This is a genomic window from Stenotrophomonas sp. LM091 (assembly GCF_001806305.1).
Classification (GTDB): Bacteria; Pseudomonadota; Gammaproteobacteria; order Xanthomonadales; family Xanthomonadaceae; genus Stenotrophomonas; species Stenotrophomonas bentonitica_A.
Genome location: NZ_CP017483.1, coordinates 2342153 through 2363653 on the forward strand (window position 1 = coordinate 2342153; position 21501 = coordinate 2363653).

Below are 21501 nucleotides of genomic sequence, written 5' to 3' on the forward strand. Positions count from 1 at the left end.
TTGGCAGCTGATCGTGCAATCACGCACAATGCAGGCATGCACGTGACCCGTACTTCCCTCGCACTGCTCGCCCTTCTGCTGCTCGCCGCCTGCGCCAGCACCGAGGTCCGCAGCCCGCTCGCCACCTGGGTGCCGTCGCCGAACCACAACGCGCGCGCGCCGGTGGTGATCGTGCTGCACCACACCGATCAGCATTCCGTGCAGCAGAGCCTGAACACGCTGCGCAGCGCCAACAGCGGCGGCAAGGTCAGTTCGCACTATCTGGTCGGGGCCGATGGCCACATCTACCAACTGGTCGGCGATGACCGGCGCGCCTGGCATGCCGGTCCCGGTCGCTGGGGGACGATCACCGATCTCAACTCGGCCTCGATCGGCATCGAGATCGACAACGATGGCGACACGCCGTTCGCACCGGCACAGATCGCGGCCCTGATCCGCCTGCTGGATGACCTGTGCACGCGCCTGCGCATTCCGCCCAGCCAGATCATCGCGCATGCCGATCTGGCGCCCTCGCGCAAGCAGGATCCCAGCCGTTTCTTCCCGTGGCAGCAACTGGCCGAAGCCGGTTTCGGCGTATGGCCGCGCGCAGCCGATGGCCCGGCACCGGCCGGCTTTGATGCCTGGATGGCCCTGCAGGCCTTCGGCTACCCGATGGACGACCGGGCGGCCGCCGTCGGCGCCTTCCATCGCCGCTTCCGCGGGCGCGACGATCTTCCCGCAGATCTTGATGCCGAAGACGCCCGCATCCTGCACTCGCTGCTGCTGCAACAGGAACGCCGCCCATGAAGTCCGATTCCCTTCGCCAGGCACTCAAGCACGCCGCGCTGTCGGGGGTCGGGTTGGCCATGTTGAGCGCCTGCGCGGTCGCGCCGCAGCGCCCTGCGTCATCGCCAGCGACCGTGCCCACCAGCACCTACGCAAAGACGAGTTGGAACGCATTGCCCGCCGTCGCGGACGCCGATCTGCAGGCCGGCTTCGCCGCCTGGCGCAGTGCCTGCCCGCGCCTGAAGACAGAGGCCAACTGGGCACCCACCTGCGCCGCGGCCGCCAAGGTTGCCACCACGCCGGCCGCCATCCGCCAGTTCCTGCAGGCGAATCTCGACGTCTATGCCCTGCGCGCCGGTGGCAACCGGGCCGATGGCCTGATCACCGGTTACTACGAGCCGATCTATGCCGGCAGCCTCACCCGCACCGCCAAGGCGGCGGTGCCGGTGTACGGTGTGCCCGACGACATGATCAGCGTCCAGCTCGAGAGTCTTTATCCCGAACTCAAGGGCAAGCGCCTGCGCGGACGCGTGGAAGGGCGCGTGCTCAAGCCGTATGACGATGCCGCGCGGATCGCCGCGAACGGCGTCAAGGCACCCGTACTGGCCTGGCTGACCAGCCCGATGGACCTGCAGTTCCTGCAGATCCAAGGCTCGGGCCGCGTCCAGCTGGCCGATGGCCGTCAGCTGCGGATCGCCTACGCCGACCAGAACGGCCATCCCTATCGCCCCATCGGCCGCTGGCTGGTGGAGCAGGGTGAGCTGAAGCAGGCCGACGTCAGCATGGCCGCCATCCGCGCCTGGGCCGATGCCCACCCGACCCGCGTGCCCGAACTGCTGGCCAGCAATCCCAGCTATGTGTTCTTCACCCGCGGCCCGGACAGCGACGAAGGCCCGCGCGGCTCGTTGAACGTGCCGCTGACCGCCGGCTACAGCGTCGCGGTGGACCGCAACGTCGTGCCACTGGGCAGCCTGCTGTGGCTGTCCACCACGCGCCCGGACGGCACCGCCCTGGTGCGCCCGGTCGCCGCGCAGGATACCGGCGGTGCCATCACCGGCGAGGTCCGCGCGGACCTGTTCTGGGGCACCGGCGATGCCGCCGGCGAATTGGCGGGGCACATGAAGCAGAAGGGCACGATCTGGATGCTGTGGCCGAAGGGTGTGGCGCTGCCGAAGGCGCCTGACAAGAGCGAGTGACACCGATGGATGAACTGCAGCGACTCCAGCACTGGTATCGAAGGCAGTGCAACGAGGACTGGGAGCATACGTTCGGGGTCACTATCGACACCCTTGATAACCCCGGCTGGCACGTCTGCATTGATCTCATCGAGACGGAGCTTGAGCAAAAGCCCTTTGCATCAATCAGCCGCGGGGATTCGGAAGATGATGCCGACTGGATTATCTGCACGGTTGAGAAGTCGCAGTTTGTAGCGAGCGGTGGTATCGGGAACCTGACTGAGTTGCTTGGTGTATTTCTCAGCTGGGCTGAGGCCTAGCGATCGATTGCCCGGAGGATTCATGAAGGTCAAACGCATCATCGCCAACATCGCCGCGTCCGATCCGGCCGCCGCGGACAGTTTCTATAGGGACATCCTCGGCCTGGCGCTGGTCATGGATCACGGCTGGATCCGCACCTATGCGGGATCCGCGGATATGACCGTCCAGGTGAGTGTGGCGTCCGAAGGCGGCGCCGGTACCGCCGTGCCCGATCTCTCCATCGAGGTCGACGATCTGGACGAAGTGCTTCGTCGGGTGCACGCGGCCAACCTCCCCATCGCCTATGGCCCAGCCAGCGAACCGTGGGGCGTGCGTCGGTTCTACCTCCGCGATCCGTTGGGCCGGCTGGTCAACATCCTGCAGCATGCATGAGCGAGGCAGGAAACCGGGATCAACAGGCCTGCCGTTTTGCACTACATTGGTGCAATGACCACCGCGCTCCCGCCTCCCGCCCTCGACGCCCTCGGCACCCCGGTCGCCTGGGCCGACGCCAGCGGCCGTGTGGTGGGCTGCAATCCCGCCTTTGCCCGCTGGCTGGGCGTGAGCGTGCGGCGCCTGCTGGGCCAGCCGCTGGCCTCGCTGGAGGCACAGGGCGACGCCCTGGCCCACTTCCTTGCCCGCGATGAGCGCGACACCCTGCGCCTGCACCGGCTGGCCCTGGCGCTGCCGGGCGATGCGCCCCGTTTTGCCGAGGGGTGGCTGAGCCGCTGGGACGAGGGCGGCTGGCTGCTGGAGGCGCATCCGGTCGATGAGTTCCCGGGGTTGGACCCCACCCAGGCGCTGCCCAGCGCACTCAGTGCCGCGCTCAAGGGCCTGGCGCACGAGCTGCGCAATCCGCTGGCCGGCTTGAAGGGCGCGGCCCAGCTGCTGGCGCGGCGCAACGCGCAGCGCGATCCGGACGAGCGCGAACTGATCGAGCTGATCGGCTCGGAGATCGAGCGCCTGAACGGCCTGCTCGAGCAGCTGCTGTCGCCCGCGCCGGCCGCGCCGCACGCACCGCTCAATATCCATGCCTCGCTGGAGCGCGTCCTGCGCCTGGCCGAGAGCGAGGGTGGCTGGGCGGTCCGGATCCAGCGCGATTACGACCCCAGCATTCCCGAGTTCGATGGCGATGCCGACCGCCTCACCCAGGCCGTGTGGAACCTGGTCCGCAATGCGATCCAGGCCGGTGCGGGCACCGTCACCCTGCGCACGCGCGTGGAGCACGGCGTGCGCATCACCGATCAGCTGCACCCGCTGGCGCTGCGGCTGGAAATCGCCGATGACGGCCGTGGCGTGCCCGAAGACCTGGCCGAGCACCTGTTCCTGCCGCTGGTCAGTGGTCGTGCCGAGGGCACCGGGCTGGGCCTGGCGCTGGCCCAGCAGGTCGCGCGCGAGCACCGCGGCACCCTGACCTACCGCTCGCGCCCGGGCCACACCGTATTCACCGTGCTGCTGCCGATCGGGCAGGGCACCCCCGCCGAGGACACCGCCGCCCATGGCTGACCAGGTCGATACCACCGCCCAGCGCGTCTGGGTGGTCGACGATGACCGCGCGGTGCGCTTCGTGCTGTGCACCGCGCTGCGTGAGGCCGGCTACCGCGTCGAAGGGTTCGACGGCGCGGCGGCCGCCTTGGCGATGCTGTCCGAGCAGCCGCCACCGGATCTGCTGTTCACCGATGTCCGCATGCCCGGCGATGACGGGCTGGTCCTGCTGGACAAGCTCAAGGCGGCGCATCCGCAGCTGCCGGTGATCGTGATGTCGGCCTATACCGATGTGGCGAGCACGGCCGGTGCCTTCCGCGGTGGCGCGCAGGAATTCCTGTCCAAGCCGTTCGATCTGGATGATGCGGTCGCGCTGGCGCAGCGGGTGCTGCCCGCGCCGGATGTCACCCTGGCCGAGCCGAGCGAGACCGCCAGCACGACGCCGCCCGATCAGCGTCCGCAGCTGGTCGGCGATACGCCGGCGATGCGCGCGCTGTTCCGCGCGATCGGGCGCTTGGCGCAGGCACCGCTGTCGGTGCTGATCAATGGCGAGACCGGCACCGGCAAGGAGCTGGTCGCGCATGCGCTGCACCATGAGTCGCCGCGCGTGCAGGGCCCGTTCGTCGCACTCAATACCGCGGCCATTCCGTCCGAACTGCTGGAAAGCGAGTTGTTCGGCCACGAGGCAGGCGCGTTCACCGGTGCCCAGCGCCGCCACATCGGCCGTTTCGAACAGGCCAATGGCGGCACGCTGTTCCTGGATGAAATCGGCGACATGCCGTTGCCGCTGCAGACGCGACTGCTGCGCGTGCTGGCCGAGGGCGAGTTCTTCCGCGTCGGCGGGCGTGAGCTGATCCGCGTGGATGTGCGCGTGATCGCCGCGACCCACCAGGACCTGGAAACGCTGGTGGCGCAGGGTCGCTTCCGTGCCGACCTGCTGCACCGGCTGGATGTGGTGCGGCTGCGGTTGCCGCCGCTGCGCGAGCGTCGCGACGACATCGCGCAGCTGGCCGAGACCTTCCTCGCGGCCGCGGCACACAAGCTGGATACGCCGCCCAAGCGGCTCACTGCCGCCGCGCTGCAGGCGCTGCGCGAACACGATTGGCCCGGCAACGTACGGGAGCTGGAAAACGTGTGCTGGCGCATGGCCGCGCTTGCCGCCGCCGACAGCATCGGCGTGGCCGACGTGGACAGCGCGCTGCACCGCAGTGCCGGTGCGCCGCGCGCGCGCAGTGCCGGCGATCCGGGGCAGTGGGAAACGCTGCTCTCGGCATGGGCGCGCCAGCGACTGGCCGAAGGTGCCGAAGGCCTGCACGCCCAGGTGCGTGACCGGGTCGACCAGGCCCTGCTCGAAGCCGCCCTGCAGATCACCCACGGCCGCCGTGCCGAGGCGGCCGCGCGGCTGGGCATGGGTCGAAACACGCTCACCCGCAAGCTCGGCGCCGGGCGCCGGCGCGGCGGATGAACCGCATGTCCACACCGCGTGTGCGCCATGTCCGGGCCGCTTTCATGGCCTGTGGACGAGCACACGGTTAGTTTGCAATCAAGGAGTCTTCCCATGCGCAGTTCCCATGTCGTCCTCGCTGCGGCGATCTCGGTCGGTCTGGCCGCCTGTGGCAGCACACCGCCGCCGCGTCCCGCCGCCCCCGTCGTGCCGGTGGTCAGCACCGCGCAGATGGCAGAGGCCAATCTGTCGCCCGCCTCGGCCAGCCTGGTCAGTGGGCGCCTTGCGCTGGTGCCCGATGCACGTGGCGTACACATCACCGGTGTCATCGGTGGCCTGCAGCCGCTGCAGGTGGCCGGGTTCCACGTGCATGAGCGCGGCGACTGCAGTGCGGTCGATGCCAGCAGCGCCGGTGCGCATTTCAATCCGGCCGGGCAGCCGCACGGCCGCAACAGTGCCGGCGCGCACCACGCCGGTGACATGGACAACCTGCGTGCCGATGCGCAGGGACGCGTCAACGTCGACATCCGCCTGCCAGCGGTTACCCTTGGCGGCGGCGCAGCCACCGATATCGCCGGGCGTGCACTGATCGTGCATGCCAATGCCGACGATTACCGCAGCCAGCCGGCCGGCAACGCCGGCGCCCGAATTGCCTGCGGCGTCATCCGGGTCGTGCGCTGATCGCGCCGTCCCACGACGCCGTTTCTTCCAACGCTACCCGCAAGGAGATCCACATGCGCCTGATCCACACCACGCTGTTCGCGGCCATTGCCGCGCTCGGCCTGACCGCCTGCAACAAGCCGGCCGACACCACCCCGGAAGCCACGCCGGCTGCCGAAGCCACCGCGTCCCAGCCGACGGCCGAAGCGACCCCCGAGGCACCGCCGGCGATGACCAGTGAGGCCCATGCCAACCACACTGCCAGTGCCGACCTTGCGCCGACCCAGGGCAATGACGTCAAAGGCAACGTGACCTTCAGCATCGTTGACGGCAAGGTTCATGTGAAAGGCCAGGTCAGCGGCCTGAAGCCGAACAGCGAGCACGGCTTCCACATCCATGAGAAGGGCGACTGCAGCGCGCCGGACGGCGCCAGCGCCGGCGGCCACTTCAACCCGGGTAAGCAGGACCACGGCAGCGTCGCCAGCGAACCGCATCACGGTGGCGACATGCCCAACATCAAGGCTGATGCCCAGGGCAACGCCGTGGTCGACGCCCCGGTCTCGACCAACGTCAACATCGGCAAGGGTGATGATTTCGACATCATTGGCCGCGGCCTGATCGTCCATGCCGACGCGGACGACTACAAGACCCAGCCGACCGGCAATGCCGGCGCACGCCTGGCCTGCGCGGTGATCAAAGCGGCCCCGTAACCCGGGCCGTATCTGACGAAAAACGCCGGCGAACGCCGGCGTTTTTTTTGAACGTTGGTCGAGCCACGCCATGCGTGGCTGCCATGAGCGATATCGATTTTCCCGAGGAGCCGGCCAGCGGCCGGCACTACCGTCAGCGGGCCAGCAGCTCGCGCGCGTCCTGCCCGGCTTCGCAATGTACGAACAGCACCGGCAGGCCGTGCGCTTCCAGCACGGCGGCCATCTGCCGCTGGCGGATCAGGTACTGATCGTAGATGCCCTGCAAGCGATCACAGTCGCCGGTGCCGTGGTTGTAGTACGCGCACCAGCCGGCGGGATCGAACAGCGCCATACGCACTTCGCCGTCAGCGTATCGAAGCAGCGGCTCCGGCGCGGCATCCAGCCACTCTTCCACGTGCGGTGCCATCAGTGCGGTTTCGATCAGCGGCCACAGAATCGCCAGGCCCTGGTTGTCGTACTGCATCGACATCATCGCGGCGAGATCATTCACCGTGAAATAGCGCGCGTGTTCGATCTGCGCGCCGAAGGCGTTCTGGGCCTGCAGCGCGGTATCGGCCTGCGCCATGCCCTGGGCCAGCAGCACGTCTTCCAGCGCCTCGGCCACGGCCTGGGTCTGGGCGACTTCAGTGCCCGTCAGCAGGAACGGGACGACCCGCAGGCCGCCGCCGGTGAGGCTGGCATCAGCCTGGAACGGCAGCGGTACGTCGCCATCGGCGCCGGCACCAAAGGCCAGCACGCGCGGGCCCTGGTTGCGGCCCGGGGCGCGCATCTGCAGTTCTTCCAGGCGCCGGTGCACCGGCCAGCCCGGACGCAGGATTTCCGCCGGATCGAAGTGGGCGCCGGCGAACACGAAGTCCAGCCCGCTGACGCCGGGCACCAGCTTGGCCAGATCGCGGCCGACGCGTTCGGCCAGTTCACCAGCCTGTTCGGAGGACAGCGCGGCATGGCGCGGGGCGTCGCCGCCGGCCAGTTCCAATGCCAGTACGCCAATGGCATTCATGCCGTGGTCGGGTTTGCTCATGGTTTCACGGTTGGCCCATCACAGGGCGGCAGCTACACTTGGCCCCATTATGCCTGCTCCTTCGTGCAGGCCATGTTGCAGACACCCCTCCCATGCCAGGTATCTCCATGCCCAACGCCCGTTCCGTCGCCATCCTCGGCGGCGTCCGCATTCCGTTCTGTCGCCAGAACACGGCTTATTCGGACGTCGGCAATCTCGGTATGTCGGTGCGCACACTCGGTGCGCTGGTCGAGCGCTTCGGCCTGCACGGCCAGCAGCTGGGCGAAGTGGCGATGGGCGCGGTGATCAAGCACTCCAGCGACTGGAACCTGGGCCGCGAAGCAACGCTGTCCTCGGGCCTGTCCCCGCTGACCCCGGGCATCACCATGCAGCGTGCCTGCGGCACCTCGCTGGATACCATCATTGCGGTGGCCAACAAGATCGCGCTGGGCCAGATCGACTCGGGCATCGGTGGCGGCTCGGACACCACCTCCGATGTGCCGATCGTCTACGGCAAGAAGCTGCGTGCGCGCCTGCTGGCGGCCAACCGCGCCAAGAGCACCGGCGACAAGCTCAAGGCACTGACCCGCGGCTTCAAGCTGAGTGAACTCAAGCCGGAATTCCCGGGCGTGGCCGAGCCGCGTACCGGCAAGAGCATGGGCGACCACTGCGAAGACATGGCCAAGGAGTGGAACATCTCCCGCGACTCGCAGGATGAGTGGGCGGTGTCCTCGCACAAGAAGCTGGCCGCCGCGTACGAGCGCGGGTTCTTCAACGACCTGATCGCGCCGTTCCGCGGCGTGGAGCGCGACAACATCCTGCGCGCCGATACCTCGCTGGAAAAACTGGCCACGCTGAAGCCGGCCTTCGACAAGGTCTCCGGCCGCGGCACGCTGACCGCCGCCAACTCCACCCCGCTCACCGACGGCGCCTCGGCGGTGCTGCTGGCCAGCGAAGAGTGGGCGCGCGCGCATGGCCACGAGCCGCTGGCGTACCTGCGTGATTCGCAGGTGGCGGCCGTTGATTTCGTACACGGCGAAGGCCTGCTGATGGCGCCGACCATCGCGGTGCCGGAGATGCTTAAGCGCAATGGCCTGACCCTGCAGGATTTCGATCTCTACGAAATCCACGAGGCCTTCGCTGCACAGGTGCTGTGCACGTTGCGCGCGTGGGAAAGCGAAGACTACTGCCGCAACCGGCTGGGCCTGGAGGCGCCGCTGGGCAAGATCGATCCGGCCAAGATCAATCCGCTGGGCTCCTCGCTGGCCACCGGCCACCCGTTCGCCGCCACCGGCGCCCGCGTGATCGCCACGGCGGCCAAGCAGCTGGCCGAACGCGGCGGTGGCCGCGCGCTGGTCTCGATCTGCACCGCCGGCGGCATGGGCGTGGTGGCGATCGTCGAGCGCTGATCGCCCCGCTGGATGGAACGAAGAAGGCCGCCCAAGGGCGGCCTTCTTTTTTGTATCCGGCGGAGGTGTACACCAGTCGGCTCTGGTCGTGCCGGCCGCTGGCCGGCTCCTCCATACCGTTTCGGGGAGCCTGCCTTTGCGGGGAACCCTCATTCTCCGGGACGCCGCATTCTCAGGGACCCCGCGTTGCCGGCCAGCGGCCGGCACTACCGGGAACCACGCCGCTGTTACGGCAGGCGCGGGTTGCCGAACGCGTCGCGTTCAACGTGCAGGCGATCTTCCTCAGCGTGCATGCGGCCCTGCTCCACGTGCAGGCGATCGTGCACCGTCGCCGGTTCACCCATCAGCGATTGCTCTTCGACGGTGGCGCGCTCGGGGACGATCGGGTCCAGCGGCGTCGCGGTCGAGGCACGGGCCAGCGCCACGCTGTCATCACCGCGCTGCTGGCGCAGCGCATTGGCGAAGCACTGCGAGGCCAGCGCGGTTTCGCCGCGTTCCAGGAACAGCTCGCCCAACGCTTCCCAGGCGGCCGGGCCGGCACCAGCGGCAATCGCGCGGTGCAGGTAATCCTCGGCCAGGGTGTGCTGGCGCTGGCGGGCGGCAATGCGGCCCAGCGCCAGCAGCAAGGCCGGGCTGGAGGGCTGGGTGGTCAACCAGCGCTGCAGGTTGGCCTGGCGCGTGGCCAGCTTCTCCACCGGCATCTGGCCGTAGAGCGTCACCACCGATTCGTCCCAGCGCGTGTCCAGCGCCTGCTCCAGGTTCAGCAGGGCCGGTTCGTCCCAGTCCAGGGCAACCGCCCGCAGGGCATAGGCCGAAACCACGTCCGGATCGCTGCGCAGGGCCTTCGGCGTGGCCTCCCACTGCGCGGCCAGTGCGTTGACATCACCGGCCTCCAGCAACGACTGGGCCGCCAGGCGGATTTCAAGTTCGGCCACGGCGGTGTCCGGCAGCACCTTCTGCTTGCGCAGCGCGCCCAGCTGCCCGTACGCCTCATGCGCGCGATCGGCACGGGCCAGTGCCTCGGTGCGCAGCCACAGGCCGCGCGGCGGCAGCGGCTGGATCGCGGCGATGTCGAGCACGTTGATCGCATCCACCGGACGCTCCTGTGCCAGCAGACGTTCGGCCTGCAGCAGGGCATGGCTGGTGGCGTCTTCGGCGGCCAGGCGCTGCAGATACTGGTTGACCGCGGCGTCGTCGTCGCGCGCCTGCGCGCTGCGCACCGCAGTGACCAAGGCGACAGCACTCACTTCCTTGTCTTCGGCGGCGCTGGTCAACAGCTTTTCCGCACGCTGCCAGTGGCCTTGTTCATGGGCCTGCAGGCCCTCGGTCAGGCGCGCACGACCCTGCTTGCGGCGGTAGCGGCCCCAGGCGCGGAACGGCGAGGCCAGCAGGCTCCACAGCAGCCACAGCACCAGCAGACCCACCAGCACCATCAGGGCGACCTGCGGCACGGTGGAGCGGTAGTCGGTGCCGCCGTAGCGGTAGATCACTTCGCCGAACTGCCGCAGCTGTTCGGTGCCGAGCCACTGTGAGGCGATCACGCCCAGGGCGACGGCCAAGAGCAGGACCACCAGAGATTGAAAGGGCTTCATCGATTACCTCCCGTTACGCATCGAGCGCAGTTGCTGCAGGGTGCTGCCCAGTTCGGGCAGCGATGGACGCAGCTCGCAGGCGCGTAGTTGATGCAGTTCAGCACGTTGCTCGCGCAGAGCAGGTGAATCCGGCCACAGCCGCGGCAGCCACAGCGCCACGCGGTCCAGCGCCTGCACGTAGCCGGGTTGATCGCCGCGCTCCACCGCGGCCCGCGCCAGGGTCAGTTCCAGCTGCAGCGAGTCCCACGCGGCCACCCGCTCGGCCTCGGTCAACGGGCCCTGCAGGCGGGTGGGGGTGATGGTCACGAACGGTGCCAGCACCTGGTGCCACCAAGGGCCGCCAACGGCGGTATCGGCCGGGGCGTCGATCTGCTCGGGCAGCGCGGTCAGCGCCTGGGCGAACCGGCCCAGCCGTGCCTGGGTCTGCGCACGCACCCCGGGGCCCAGTGCATCCACGGCATTGCGCTCCTGCATCAGCGCCTGCCGCAGGTTCAGATACTCGCTGCCCTGCACATCGTCCAACGAGGCGGCCGCCAATGCGTACAGGCGTTTGGCGCCGTCGGCGTCATCGGCATAGGCCAGCCGCTGGCTGGCCTGGCTCAGCAACAGCTCGGCCTCTTCCAGCTGCAGCGCCTGGGCACCGTGGCGGGTGCTGTCGGCCAGCTTGGCCAGGTTCTCTTCAAGCAGGGCGTTGCGCTGGCTCAGGCCGAGCATTTCATCGCGCAGCACCCGGTTGGTCGCGGCGGCGTCCTGCACGCGCTGGGAGGTCGAGCGCTGATCGCGGCGCAGCGCCTCGACACTGTCCAGCAGGCCCTGCACCTGCAACTGGGCATTCTCCTCGCGCACACGCTCCTGCGCCTGTCGCGACTGCCACTGCGTCCAGCCCCAGGCACCGCCGCCGGCCAGCACGGCCAACGCCGTGACCGGCACGATCCAGCGCAGGGGGCGGCGCGGAGAGGAAGGCGAAACAGGGTCATTCATACGGGCATCCTTGTCGCGCGCGCCGGGCAATCCGCTTGGCTGGCGAGCGACGTGGCGCACAGCATCGCCCGCCGCCCGAGCCGCCTGCAAGACCGCTCCGGCGCCCTGTTCAGGAAGATGCGGGCGGGATGAGCGCGGCGTGTGCAGCGGCAACCAGCTGCGAAGGCAACGGCCCTGCCGCCAGCTGCACCTGCCCGAAGCCGACCGCGCGCGCCTGCGCGGCCAGCCGCTCGCTGGCGGCCACCACGAGGGCCTCGCGCAGGGGGGCCTGCAGATCGTCCGGCAACTGCGCCAGCAGCAGGGTCAATGCCTCGCCGCTGCTCAGTGCCAGCACCCACGGCGTGGCCGCGTGCCGCAGCCGCTGCAGCATGCGCGGCGCGAGGGGCAGCGCACGGCGGACATAGACGTTGGCCCGCAGCAGCCGGGCACCGCGTTGCTCCAGGGTCTGCGCGATCACCCCGCGCCCGCCGGGCGCGGTCACCAGACCGGCGCGCAGGCCATGCAGATCCGCCAGGGCCGGCAACGCGAGCAGGCCCTCGCTGTCCATCCGCGCCGGCGCGGCGACGCCCTGTGCGCCCTGCCGGTCCAACGCCGCCGCCGTGCCGGCGCCCACCGCAAGCCACTGCCCCGGGTGGGGCGCGGCCAGGTCCACCAGGCGCGCGGCGGCCTTAACCGCCGCCGGGCTGCTGAAGACCACCCGCTCGGCCGCCAGCGCGGCCTCCAGCGCGGCGCGCGTGGCCGTATCAGCGCAGGCCTGCAGCGCCCACGGCGAGAGCGCGATGACGCGCGCCCCGGCGGCAGCGGCCGCACGCCGCAGCGGCGCATGCTGGCCACGCGGGCGCAGCGAGATCAGGGTCCAGGGCGCGACTTTCGTTTCGGTGTTCATTGCGGGCATTATGCGAGCCCTTCGATGTGACGTGATCAACCAGATGTCCGCAACCGATTCCCTGCCGGCGCAGTTGTCCGCGCTGCAGCATGTCCTGGATGCCATGCCGCCGGTGGCGGCCATGCAGATCCGTGTCCACGACTATCGCGACGGCGTCCTGCACATCCATGCCCCGCTGGCGGCCAACGTCAATGACAAGGGCAACGCCTTCGGTGGCAGCCTGGCCTCGGCGCTGACCCTGTCCGGCTGGGCACTGGTGACGCTGCGGCTGCGCCTGGCCGGGTTCGATGCCGATGTCTACGTGGCCGACAGCCACATCCGCTACCTGGCGCCGGTCTACGGCGATCTGGATGCGCAGGCCCAGGCCGATGCGGAAACCGACTGGGACAGCTTCCTGGCCACCTTCGCCCAGCGTGGCAAGGCCCGCATCAGCCTCACCGCCCGGCAGCCGGGCGAGGGCGACAAGGCCGCCGCTGAACTGAGCGGCCGTTTCGTGGCCTTCGCCAGGCGGTAGGATGGGCGCCTTGCCTATTGGGGAATTCGCATGCGTCGTACGCTTCAGATCCTGCTGCTGGCATTGCTCGCGCTGATCAGCGTGAGTGCCCTGGCCGCCGAGCAGAAAACCACCCGGAAGCAGCGCAAGGATCTGGAGGAAACCCAGATCAAGTACGACGCCACGATGCGCTGGGGCACCGTTGAAGACGCGTTGCCGTACCTGGACCCGGAATACACCCGGGTCCACCCGCTGACCGACCTGGAACTGCGCCGCTTCGAGCAGGTGAAGATCTCCAGCTATCGCGCCAGCGACAACGTGCCCATGCCCGATGGCCGGGTAGGGCGCACCGCCGAGGTGCGGGTGATCAACAACAACACCCAGGCCGAGCGCACGGTGCGGGTGCGGGAGATCTGGCGCTGGGACGCCGAAGACAAGCGCTGGCTCCAGGCCAACGGGCTGCCCGACCTCTGGCAGGACCGCTGACGCCCGCCCACACGGGGCTGGACGCCGATTCGCCCGCATGTGCGACAATCGGCGCCCGCTTATCGACCCGTGATCTTAGTGAATTACGAAGAGTTGCTGGCCTTTGCCGGCCGAAACCCGATGTTGTCGATGGCCCTGGTCGGCCTGACCGTGGCCATCATCGTGACCGAAGTCCGCCGTCTGTTCCGTGGCTTCAAATCGCTCAAGCCGGCGGAACTGACCCAGCTGATGAACGCCGGTGGCGCCATCGTGGTCGATCTGTCCTCGAGCAGCGATTTCGAGAAGGGCCATATCGCCGGCAGCCGCAATGTGCAGCCGAGCCAGTTCGGTCCGGAGCACAAGCTGGTCGCCAAGGCCCAGCAGAGCCCGGTCGTGCTGGTCTGCCGCAGCGGCAACGCCTCCGAGACGGCCGCCAAGGCCTTGAAGAAGGCGGGTTTCACCCAGGTCAACGTGCTCGATGGCGGCATCCCGGCGTGGCAGCAGGCCGAGCTGCCGCTGGTCAAGGGCCGCAACTGATCCCCGTCGGATTGCAGCGCACGCCTTGTACGCGGCGCACAGCGCCCCCATCGCAGGGCATGTAACAATCCGTTTTTACAGCATTCATTTTTGGAGCAACAGGAAATGTCCGAAGAGAACACCAACGGCGCCGTCGCGCCGGTCGACGCCGCCACCGGTCCCTCGTTCACCGTCGAGAAGATCTACGTCAAGGACGTTTCGTTCGAATCGCCGAACGCTCCGGCCGTCTTCAATGACGCCGTGCAGCCGGAACTGCAGCTCAACCTGAACCAGCGCGTGCAGCGCCTGGGCGAGAGCGCCTTCGAAGTCGTGCTGGCCGTGACCCTGACCTGCAAGGCCGGCGAGAAGACCGCCTATGTGGCCGAAGTGCAGCAGGCCGGCGTGTTCGGCCTGGTGGGCCTGGACCCGCAGTCGATCGACGTGCTGCTCGGCACCCAGTGCCCGAACATCCTGTTCCCGTACGTGCGTTCGCTGGTGAGCGAGCTGATCCAGGCCGGTGGCTTCCCGCCGTTCTTCCTGCAGCCGATCAACTTCGAAGGCCTCTACGCCGAAACCCTGCGCCAGCGCCAGGAACAGGGCGAGACCTCGCTCGCCGATTCCGAGCCGGCCGGCAACGCCTGATCGGCGCTGCAGTCGTACGGATGAGCAACCACGCAGACAAAATCGCGGTTCTCGGCGCCGGCTCCTGGGGCACTGCCCTGGCCAGCCTGCTCGCGCGGCACGGTCACCCGACCGTGCTGTGGGGGCGCGATGCGGCGATGGTCGAGGCCATCGACCAGCGCCACGAGAACACCCGTTATCTGCCGGGCATTCCGCTGCCCGAGTCGCTGCGCGCGACCACCGACCTGGCCGCTGCCGTCAAGGACGCCGCCTGGATCCTGGTGGTGGTGCCGTCGCACGCCTTCGGTGAAACCGTGCGTGCACTGGCGCCGCTGCGCCCGGCTGATGCCGGCGTGGCGTGGGCGACCAAGGGCTTCGAACCCGGCTCCGGTCGGTTCCTGCACGAAGTGGCGCGTGAGGTCCTCGGGCCGGACGTGCCGCTGGCGGTGGTGACCGGCCCGTCGTTCGCCAAGGAAGTCACCCAGGGCCTGCCGACCGCGATCACCGTCCACGGTGACGCGCCGGACTTCGCCCAGCAGGTGGCCGATGCCATGCACGGCCCGGCGTTCCGCGCCTACACCGGCGATGACATGGTCGGTGCCGAGCTCGGCGGCGCGATGAAGAACGTGCTGGCCGTGGCCACCGGCGTTGCCGATGGCATGCAGCTGGGCCTCAACGCCCGTGCCGGCCTGATCACCCGTGGCCTCAACGAAATGCTGCGGCTCGCCGCGGCGATCGGTGCCAAGCCGGAGACCCTGATGGGGCTGGCCGGCTTGGGCGATCTGGTGCTGACCTGCACCGGCGACCTCTCGCGCAACCGTCGGCTGGGCCTGGCCCTGGGCCGTGGGCAGACGCTGCAGGATGCGGTGCGCGAGATCGGCCAGGTGGTGGAATCGGTGCAGACCGCCGATGAAGTGATGCGCCAGGCGCGGCGTCATGGCATCGACCTGCCCATCTCCGACCGGGTGCGCGCCGTGCTGCACGGTGAGCAGACTCCCGAAGAAGGATTGCGTGCGTTGTTGGCACGCGAGCAGAAGCCGGAGTATCCGGACACGCTGTTCAAGTGAGGCACCCAAAACCCCGGCAGATGCCGGGGTTTTTTTTGGGTCTTCGTCCATCCTTTTCAGGCGCGACGGCGGATGGGTCGGGCGCTGGGCCACGCCAGAACGAAACAACCCGGCACGTGGCCGGGTTGTTTCGTGGCGTACCGACGAGGGTGTCGCCATGCCAACCGCAAAAAAACCGCGACGGCTGTGCAGGTAGAGCCGACCGTTGGTCGGCTGCTGTAAAAGTGAAGCCCGGCGTGAGCCGGGCTTCATGGCGCAGGGGAGAGAGACCGCGCCATCCAACAACGTACCGCGGTGTTGCGTATCGCGTATTACCAGGTGAAGCGCGGACCAACGAACCATTCCTTGTCGCCGCCCTTGGCCAGCTTCACTTCGCCGGCCAGGCCCCAGTTCTGGTTGAGCTTGGCCTGGGCGCCGACGCGGCCGTAGAACTCGCCGTCCGGATTGATGCCGTGCTTCTTGCTGTAATCCTCGTAACCGGCCATTACGTAGCCTTCGAAGTTCGGGGTGAACGCGCTGCGCACGCCGACTTCGGTGGAGTAGCCGTTGAAGTCCGGGCCGTGCTTCGGGTCGAACTTCTGGTAAGCAACGCGGGCGACCAGATCGGTGGTCGGGGCGATGCCGTAGTTGTAGCCCACACCGACGCGCCACTGGTCGACGTCGTTGCTGCCGCGCTTGGTTTCCTGCGCGTTGTAGTCACCGAAGACATGGAAGTTCGGCGCCACGGCGACCGAGCCCTTCACCGCCCAGCCATCGGCGTCGCCGCCCTTGGCATCGGTGTTCACGTAGCCGCCTTCGACGTAGTTGTACGACAGGCCGTCGGTTGCCGACGCAGCGAACGGCAGTGCAGCGAGCAGACCCAGAGCAAGCAGGGAAGTCTTCATTTTCGGGAACACCTTTTTATTTTTTGGTTTTGTCCGCCAGCAGAGGGAGGGGGAATCGCTGCTGGCGACAGGTGTGAATTATCCGTTAGTCACCCGAATTAGCCCTGAATATCAAACTGAGCAGTACATAAATGAAGCGGCGATATCGGGAACTCTTCGTTCGCTATCTGCTACGCACGCGCACTCCGTCTCATGCGTAACGCGCACACACGACAGGACACCATCGCGATGACGTGCATCGCATGCGTATCGAAGAAAAAAGAGCGCGCGTCCGCAGGCGGACCGGGATCAGCGTTCGCCGTCGCGCAGGTAGTCGAACAGCTCGGCGTCGCCCTTCAGCCCGAGCTTCAACATCGCATCGCCTTTCTGGCGGCTGATGGTGCTGACGCTCTTGTGCAGATGGAGGGCGATCTCCTTGACCGTCATGCCGCTGCCGAGCAGCCGCAGCACTTCCACTTCGCGTGGCGACAAGGGACGGGCTCCGCCTTCCTCGACACTCTCCGTGCCGATTGCGTCAATGCGTTCCTTCAGCGACAGGCTGACGTAGGGCACGCCGCGCTGCACGGTCTGGATCGCCAGCGGCAGCTCATCCATCGAAGAGGTCTTGTCGACCAGGCCAAGCACGCCGGTCGCGACCACCATGCGCAGGATCGCCAGGTTGTTGGACACGCTGAGCATCAGCACCGGCAGCTCGGGAAAACGCCGGCGGATCATGGCGATCATCGCGAAGCCATCGGCCTGCGCGCCGCCGGGCATGGAGTAATCGGTGACCAGCACATCGCACTCGTGGTCGCCCAGTACGGTCATCAGCTCGGCCACGGTACTGGCCTCGGCCACCACCTGGCCAACGCCGCTGGACTCGATCACGGCCTTCGTGCCGATCCGTACGACCGGATGGTCATCGGCGATGATAATGCGCAGGGTCATGGACTAGTATTGCCTGTGAGGCAGCCGTCGGGCCGTGCCGGGATGGGGATGTCATTCTACGGAGATCAGGCAGCATGCGTACCCACGTCATTCGCTGGCTGGTTCTGTTCGTGCTCGCGATGGCGACGGGCATGCAGGTATCCGCAGCTGCGTCACCTCCCTTGCCCCCCCACCAGAGCGAGTGGCTTGGCAGGCACCCTACCATCATCCTGGGCATGTACGACAGCGGTTGGCCGCCGTTCGAGTCCATGCAGAACGGCAAGCCGGTCGGCCTCGGCTACGACTACCTCAGCCTGCTGACCCGGCAGCTGGGAGTGCAGGTGCAGGTGCGGATGTATCGCGACTGGACCGAGGTCCTGGAGGCGGCATGCCGGGGCGAAGTCGATGTGGTGATGAACATCACGCTCACTGCCGATCGCACGCGCTGCATGGTCTACACCCGCCCCTACGCCCAGGCGCCACTGGCGCTGGTGGGCCGCCCCGGCGAAACCCGGGCATCGTCTGATCCTGACCTGCGCGGCCTGCGCGTGGTCACCGAGCGTGAGTTCGTCACCAGCGAAGAAGTACGCTCGCGCTTTCCCGGCGCCCGGCGCGTGACCGCGGCCAGCACCACCGCCGCATTGGCCATGGTCGGCAGCGGCGAGGCCGACGTCTACATCGGCAACGCGTATGTGGCCACGACCCTGATCGCCGAGCGACGGCTGACCGATGTCAGCCTGCTGCGCCCCAGCGACCTACCACCGGAGCGGCTGCACTTTGGTGTGCCCAACGCCAAGCAGCCCTTGGCTGAAGCGCTGGACATGGGCCTGGCCGCGCTCAACGAGGCCGAGCGCGAGCGCCTGGAGCGGCGCTGGCTCCCGACCCCGCGATGGTCGGTGCAGTCCCAGGTGATCCTGGGCAATGCGGAGAGGCGTGTCCTGGCCACCCCCCTGCGCCTGGCTTTCGCGCCGAACGCGTCACCGCTGGCCTTCATCGACAGTGCCGACCGACCCAGCGGTGTCTCGGCCGAGTACCTGCGCCTGCTGCGCACGGTAGGGGCGCAGCTCACGCGGGTGCCGGCGCACGACTGGTTCGATGTGCGCGAGCAGCTGCGCCGCGGCGAGGTCGACGCGATCATGGGCATCCCCAACGATTCGAACTACCTGGGCGACGGCTGGGTGTTCAGCCAGCCCTTCATCACCGTTCCCAACGTCGTGGTGACGGCCAGTGGCAGCGCGTCGGTGCTGGGCGTGCCCGATCTGGATGGCCGCAGCATTCTGCTGTCCGATCCGGAACGGTTGCGCGGGTATGTCCTGCAACAGGCCCCCAATGCGCGCATCGTGCCCGCGCGCAGCGCCGAACTGGCGCTGTCACGGCTGGCCAAGGGAGACGCCGATGCGTACATCGGCAACCTGGCCGTCATCGATCGCATCGTGCGTGATCACTATCCCGCGCAGCTGCACGTGGCAGCGCCGGCGGGATTCAGCGATCGCCTGTCGTTGGCGGTCAAGCGCCAGTACGCACCCCTGGCCACCACGTTCGACCGCCTGCTGGTGAACATGAGCGCGCGCGAGCACGAAGCGATCCGCAGCGACTGGTTGTCGGCCGAGTACCGCAGCGATCTGGACTGGCGCGCGACCGCGCGCTGGGCGGTGCCGCTGGCCCTGGTGCTGCTGACCGCACTGCTCGTCCATGGGTGGGGGCACTGGCGCCTGCGCAGTGAGGTAGCGATGCGCCGCCGTGCCGAGCAGCGCCTGGCCGACGTCACCGACAATCTGCCGGCGATCGTCTACCAGGGCCGTCGCGAACGGGATGGCCGGCTGTCGCTGCCGTACATCGCCGGTGACACCGAAGCGCTGTTCGGGCTCACCGCGGCCGAGGCGATGGCCGATGAAAGCGCGCTGATCGCGCGCATCGACGAGCGTGATCGCGCCAATGTGCGCCAGGCCCTGGAAAGCGCCACGCGGGACTTCGCCCCGGTGGACATGGAATTCCGCACCCGCCCAGGGGGCATGCTGCGCTGGGTGCGTTCGCGCGCGCTGCCCTACGACGCCGAGGACGGGGTGCTGCTGTGGAGCGGCTACTGGATCGATGTGACCGAGGCGCGCGCACAGGCCGACGCGCTGGCGCTGGCCAAGGCGGCCGCCGAGCGCGCCACCGCCGCCAAATCCGAATTCCTGGCCACGATGAGCCACGAGATCCGCACGCCGATGTCCGGCGTGCTGGGCATGGTGGAGGTGCTCTCGCATACCTCGCTGGATGGCGAGCAGCGCCGCATCATCAGCGTGATCGAAGACTCGGCGCAGATGCTGCGGCAGATCCTCGATGACCTGCTGGACTACTCCAAGATCGAGGCCGGCGCGCTGTCCCTGCAACCGCATCCGGTCGCGCTGCGCGCATTGGTTGGCAACGTGCAGCAGCTGCTTGCCCCGCAGGCGGTGGCCAAGGGGCTGGAGCTGCAGATCCAGATCGACGACGCGCTCGCGGCCATGCACCTGGTCGACGGCATGCGCCTGCGGCAGATCGCATTCAACCTGCTCAGCAATGCCATCAAGTTCACGCGCGCCGGCGAAGTCGGCATCGCGCTGGAGGTGCTCGACGGTGATGCCGACGGCGCGCAGCAGCTGCGCCTGACCGTTCGCGATACAGGCATCGGCATCTCGCCCGAGCAGCGCGAACGTCTGTTCGCGCCGTTCGTACAGGCCGACGCGGCGACCAGCCGCCAGTACGGTGGCACGGGGCTGGGGCTGAGCATCTGCCAGCGCCTGGTGGCGATGATGCACGGCACGCTGACGCTGCACAGCGTCCCCGGCGAGGGCACGCGCGTGGAGGTGCTGCTGACCGTACCGGTGGTGCCGGTGGACGAACAGCCCAGTGCCGCCGAAGAACACACGCAGGCGGTGCCGTTGCCGGCCGCATTGCAGCAGCGGCGCATCCTGATCGTGGAGGACCATCCCACCAACCAGGCGCTGATGGGGTGGCGCATGCAACAGCTGGGCCTGCCACACGTGCTGGCCGAGAACGGCGAACAGGCACTGGCGCTGCTGGCGCGCACCCGATTCGACCTGGTGCTGACCGACTGCCGGATGCCGGTCATGGACGGCTATGCCATGACCCGCCGCATCCGCGAGCAGGAGCGTGACCGCGGCGGTGCCCGGCTGCCGGTGATCGCGCTGACCGCCAGCGCGATGGAGGGCGATCTGCAGCGCTGCCGCGAGGCCGGCATGGACGATCTGCTGGCCAAACCGGTGGCACTGGGCGCCTTGCGCCAGGCACTGCTGCAGTGGCTGCCGGACGGGGATGGCCCCCTGGCCGGCGCGGAGCAGGCACCGGGTGCGGATGACGCGCCGCCGGACCGGGCCGCGCTGGTGCGCCGGTTTGGTTCGGAGCATGTGGCCGGCGTGCTGATCGAGAGCCTGTGCACGGCCTCGGCCGAGGATCTGGTGAAGCTGCAGGCAGCCCTGGATGCGCAGGCCGGGCCGGCACTGGTGAATGTGCTGCATCGGCTGGTGGGGGGGCTGGCAACGCTGGGCGCCGACGCGCTGGCGCTGCAGGCGCGCAGCCTGATGGAACGCGTCGACGACGAAGGCGTGGCGGCGCACGCCGAGGCGGTCAGCGCATTCGATGCGGCGTTGCGCGCTTATCTGGTGCAGCTGCAGGCGTCCTGACCGGCGCCCTGCCGGTCATCGCTGCTGCTGCAGATATTCGATCACCTGGCGCCGGCGCTCCGGGTCAGCGGTGGAGTTGACCATGCGCGTGCCCGGCACCGCCTGCGTGGGCGAGCGCAGGAACGCATCCAGGGTCTGTTCGTTCCAGGTCAGCCCTGCATCGCGCATCGCGTTGGAGTATGGATAGCCGGGGACACTGCCGGCACGCCGGCCGATCACGCCATGCAGGTTCGGGCCGAACCGATGCACGCCACCCGGGCTGACGGTGTGGCAACCGGCACAGATCGCAAAGGCGCGCCGCAGGTCCTGCTGATGGGCCTGCTCCGGCGTTTGCGGGGTGCGCGAACACGCCGCCAGCAGCAGGCAGGCCAGTAACGCCAACGTCGATCGGAAAGCAGGGGCCATGGCGCCACGGTCACGTCCAACAGGACGCTCAGGATAGCCAGCGCGGCGGTGCCTGCCGCGCCTGATGGC

The 21501-nt window shown here is 68.5% G+C and carries 22 protein-coding genes; 15 read left to right on the plus strand and 7 right to left on the minus strand.

Annotated features, from left to right (window positions below; all coding sequences use genetic code 11):
- Window positions 1-36: 36 nt before the first annotated feature.
- The 8 genes from BIZ42_RS10145 (at window position 37) to BIZ42_RS10180 (ending at window position 6539) form a co-directional block, all read left to right on the plus strand.
- Window positions 37-786 carry an N-acetylmuramoyl-L-alanine amidase gene (locus BIZ42_RS10145; protein WP_070426361.1) on the plus strand — a complete coding sequence of 250 codons (750 nt, stop codon included), beginning with the start codon at window positions 37-39 and terminating at the stop codon, window positions 784-786.
- Between the two features lie 59 nt (window positions 787-845).
- A complete protein-coding gene (locus tag BIZ42_RS10150; protein ID WP_237393595.1) occupies window positions 846-1961 on the plus strand; it encodes an MltA domain-containing protein in 1116 nt (371 codons plus the stop codon).
- 5 nt (window positions 1962-1966) lie between these two features.
- Window positions 1967-2260 carry an immunity 53 family protein gene (locus BIZ42_RS10155; RefSeq protein WP_070426363.1) on the plus strand — a complete coding sequence of 98 codons (294 nt, stop codon included), beginning with the start codon at window positions 1967-1969 and terminating at the stop codon, window positions 2258-2260.
- A gap of 22 nt (window positions 2261-2282) precedes the next feature.
- Entirely contained in the window at window positions 2283-2633 is a 351-nt protein-coding gene (locus BIZ42_RS10160; RefSeq protein ID WP_070426364.1) for a VOC family protein, read from the plus strand.
- A 54-nt stretch (window positions 2634-2687) separates the two neighbouring features.
- Window positions 2688-3746: an ATP-binding protein gene (locus tag BIZ42_RS10165; RefSeq protein WP_070426365.1), complete on the plus strand. Its 1059-nt coding sequence runs from the start codon at window positions 2688-2690 to the stop codon at window positions 3744-3746.
- The gene (ntrC, locus tag BIZ42_RS10170; RefSeq protein WP_070426366.1) at window positions 3739-5190 is read left to right on the plus strand and encodes a nitrogen regulation protein NR(I); all 1452 of its coding nucleotides are present in this window, start codon (window positions 3739-3741) and stop codon (window positions 5188-5190) included. Before BIZ42_RS10165 ends, ntrC begins: the two co-directional genes overlap by 8 nt.
- Before the next feature lie 93 nt (window positions 5191-5283).
- On the plus strand, window positions 5284-5850 hold the full coding sequence (locus tag BIZ42_RS10175; RefSeq protein ID WP_070426367.1) for a superoxide dismutase family protein: 567 nt from the start codon (window positions 5284-5286) through the stop codon (window positions 5848-5850).
- A gap of 53 nt (window positions 5851-5903) precedes the next feature.
- Window positions 5904-6539 carry a superoxide dismutase family protein gene (locus BIZ42_RS10180; protein WP_070426368.1) on the plus strand — a complete coding sequence of 212 codons (636 nt, stop codon included), beginning with the start codon at window positions 5904-5906 and terminating at the stop codon, window positions 6537-6539.
- 133 nt (window positions 6540-6672) lie between these two features.
- On the opposite strand, the gene BIZ42_RS10185 is transcribed toward BIZ42_RS10180, so the two are convergent.
- On the minus strand, window positions 6673-7560 hold the full coding sequence (locus BIZ42_RS10185; RefSeq protein ID WP_019184899.1) for a hypothetical protein: 888 nt from the start codon (window positions 7558-7560) through the stop codon (window positions 6673-6675).
- A 92-nt stretch (window positions 7561-7652) separates the two neighbouring features.
- Here BIZ42_RS10185 and BIZ42_RS10190 point away from each other — a divergent pair, with 92 nt between their 5' ends.
- Entirely contained in the window at window positions 7653-8948 is a 1296-nt protein-coding gene (locus BIZ42_RS10190) for an acetyl-CoA C-acetyltransferase (protein WP_156785725.1), read from the plus strand.
- A 227-nt stretch (window positions 8949-9175) separates the two neighbouring features.
- On the opposite strand, the gene BIZ42_RS10195 is transcribed toward BIZ42_RS10190, so the two are convergent.
- The 3 genes from BIZ42_RS10195 to BIZ42_RS10205 all read right to left on the minus strand — a co-directional run bounded on the left by BIZ42_RS10195 (window position 9176) and on the right by BIZ42_RS10205 (window position 12407).
- Window positions 9176-10540 (minus strand): heme biosynthesis HemY N-terminal domain-containing protein, encoded by a 1365-nt coding sequence (locus BIZ42_RS10195; RefSeq protein WP_070426370.1) that lies wholly within the window; start codon window positions 10538-10540, stop codon window positions 9176-9178.
- 3 nt (window positions 10541-10543) lie between these two features.
- Entirely contained in the window at window positions 10544-11521 is a 978-nt protein-coding gene (locus BIZ42_RS10200) for a uroporphyrinogen-III C-methyltransferase (RefSeq protein ID WP_070426371.1), read from the minus strand.
- A 109-nt stretch (window positions 11522-11630) separates the two neighbouring features.
- Entirely contained in the window at window positions 11631-12407 is a 777-nt protein-coding gene (locus tag BIZ42_RS10205; RefSeq protein WP_083279836.1) for a uroporphyrinogen-III synthase, read from the minus strand.
- 43 nt (window positions 12408-12450) lie between these two features.
- Here BIZ42_RS10205 and BIZ42_RS10210 point away from each other — a divergent pair, with 43 nt between their 5' ends.
- The 5 genes from BIZ42_RS10210 to BIZ42_RS10230 all read left to right on the plus strand — a co-directional run bounded on the left by BIZ42_RS10210 (window position 12451) and on the right by BIZ42_RS10230 (window position 15569).
- Entirely contained in the window at window positions 12451-12921 is a 471-nt protein-coding gene (locus BIZ42_RS10210) for a YiiD C-terminal domain-containing protein (protein ID WP_070427500.1), read from the plus strand.
- Window positions 12922-12951: 30 nt separating this feature from the next.
- A complete protein-coding gene (locus tag BIZ42_RS10215; RefSeq protein ID WP_070426373.1) occupies window positions 12952-13386 on the plus strand; it encodes a hypothetical protein in 435 nt (144 codons plus the stop codon).
- A 78-nt stretch (window positions 13387-13464) separates the two neighbouring features.
- Window positions 13465-13902: a rhodanese-like domain-containing protein gene (locus tag BIZ42_RS10220; RefSeq protein WP_019184892.1), complete on the plus strand. Its 438-nt coding sequence runs from the start codon at window positions 13465-13467 to the stop codon at window positions 13900-13902.
- A gap of 105 nt (window positions 13903-14007) precedes the next feature.
- Window positions 14008-14523, plus strand: coding sequence for a protein-export chaperone SecB (secB, locus tag BIZ42_RS10225; RefSeq protein WP_019184891.1), 516 nt, complete (start codon window positions 14008-14010; stop codon window positions 14521-14523).
- Window positions 14524-14543: 20 nt separating this feature from the next.
- Entirely contained in the window at window positions 14544-15569 is a 1026-nt protein-coding gene (locus BIZ42_RS10230; protein ID WP_070426374.1) for an NAD(P)H-dependent glycerol-3-phosphate dehydrogenase, read from the plus strand.
- A 311-nt stretch (window positions 15570-15880) separates the two neighbouring features.
- Here BIZ42_RS10230 and BIZ42_RS10235 read toward each other — a convergent pair whose 3' ends face one another.
- Both BIZ42_RS10235 and BIZ42_RS10240 read right to left on the minus strand, forming a co-directional pair.
- Window positions 15881-16453 carry an Ax21 family protein gene (locus tag BIZ42_RS10235; RefSeq protein ID WP_019184889.1) on the minus strand — a complete coding sequence of 191 codons (573 nt, stop codon included), beginning with the start codon at window positions 16451-16453 and terminating at the stop codon, window positions 15881-15883.
- 288 nt (window positions 16454-16741) lie between these two features.
- A complete protein-coding gene (locus BIZ42_RS10240; protein ID WP_019184888.1) occupies window positions 16742-17380 on the minus strand; it encodes a response regulator transcription factor in 639 nt (212 codons plus the stop codon).
- 74 nt (window positions 17381-17454) lie between these two features.
- Between BIZ42_RS10240 and BIZ42_RS10245 the strand changes: the two genes are divergently transcribed.
- Window positions 17455-21027, plus strand: coding sequence for a transporter substrate-binding domain-containing protein (locus BIZ42_RS10245; protein ID WP_070426375.1), 3573 nt, complete (start codon window positions 17455-17457; stop codon window positions 21025-21027).
- Window positions 21028-21042: 15 nt separating this feature from the next.
- Here the strand turns inward: BIZ42_RS10245 and BIZ42_RS10250 are convergent, their stop codons facing one another.
- Complete coding sequence (locus BIZ42_RS10250; RefSeq protein WP_070426376.1) at window positions 21043-21432, minus strand: c-type cytochrome; 390 nt, start codon at window positions 21430-21432, stop codon at window positions 21043-21045.
- Window positions 21433-21501: the final 69 nt, after the last annotated feature.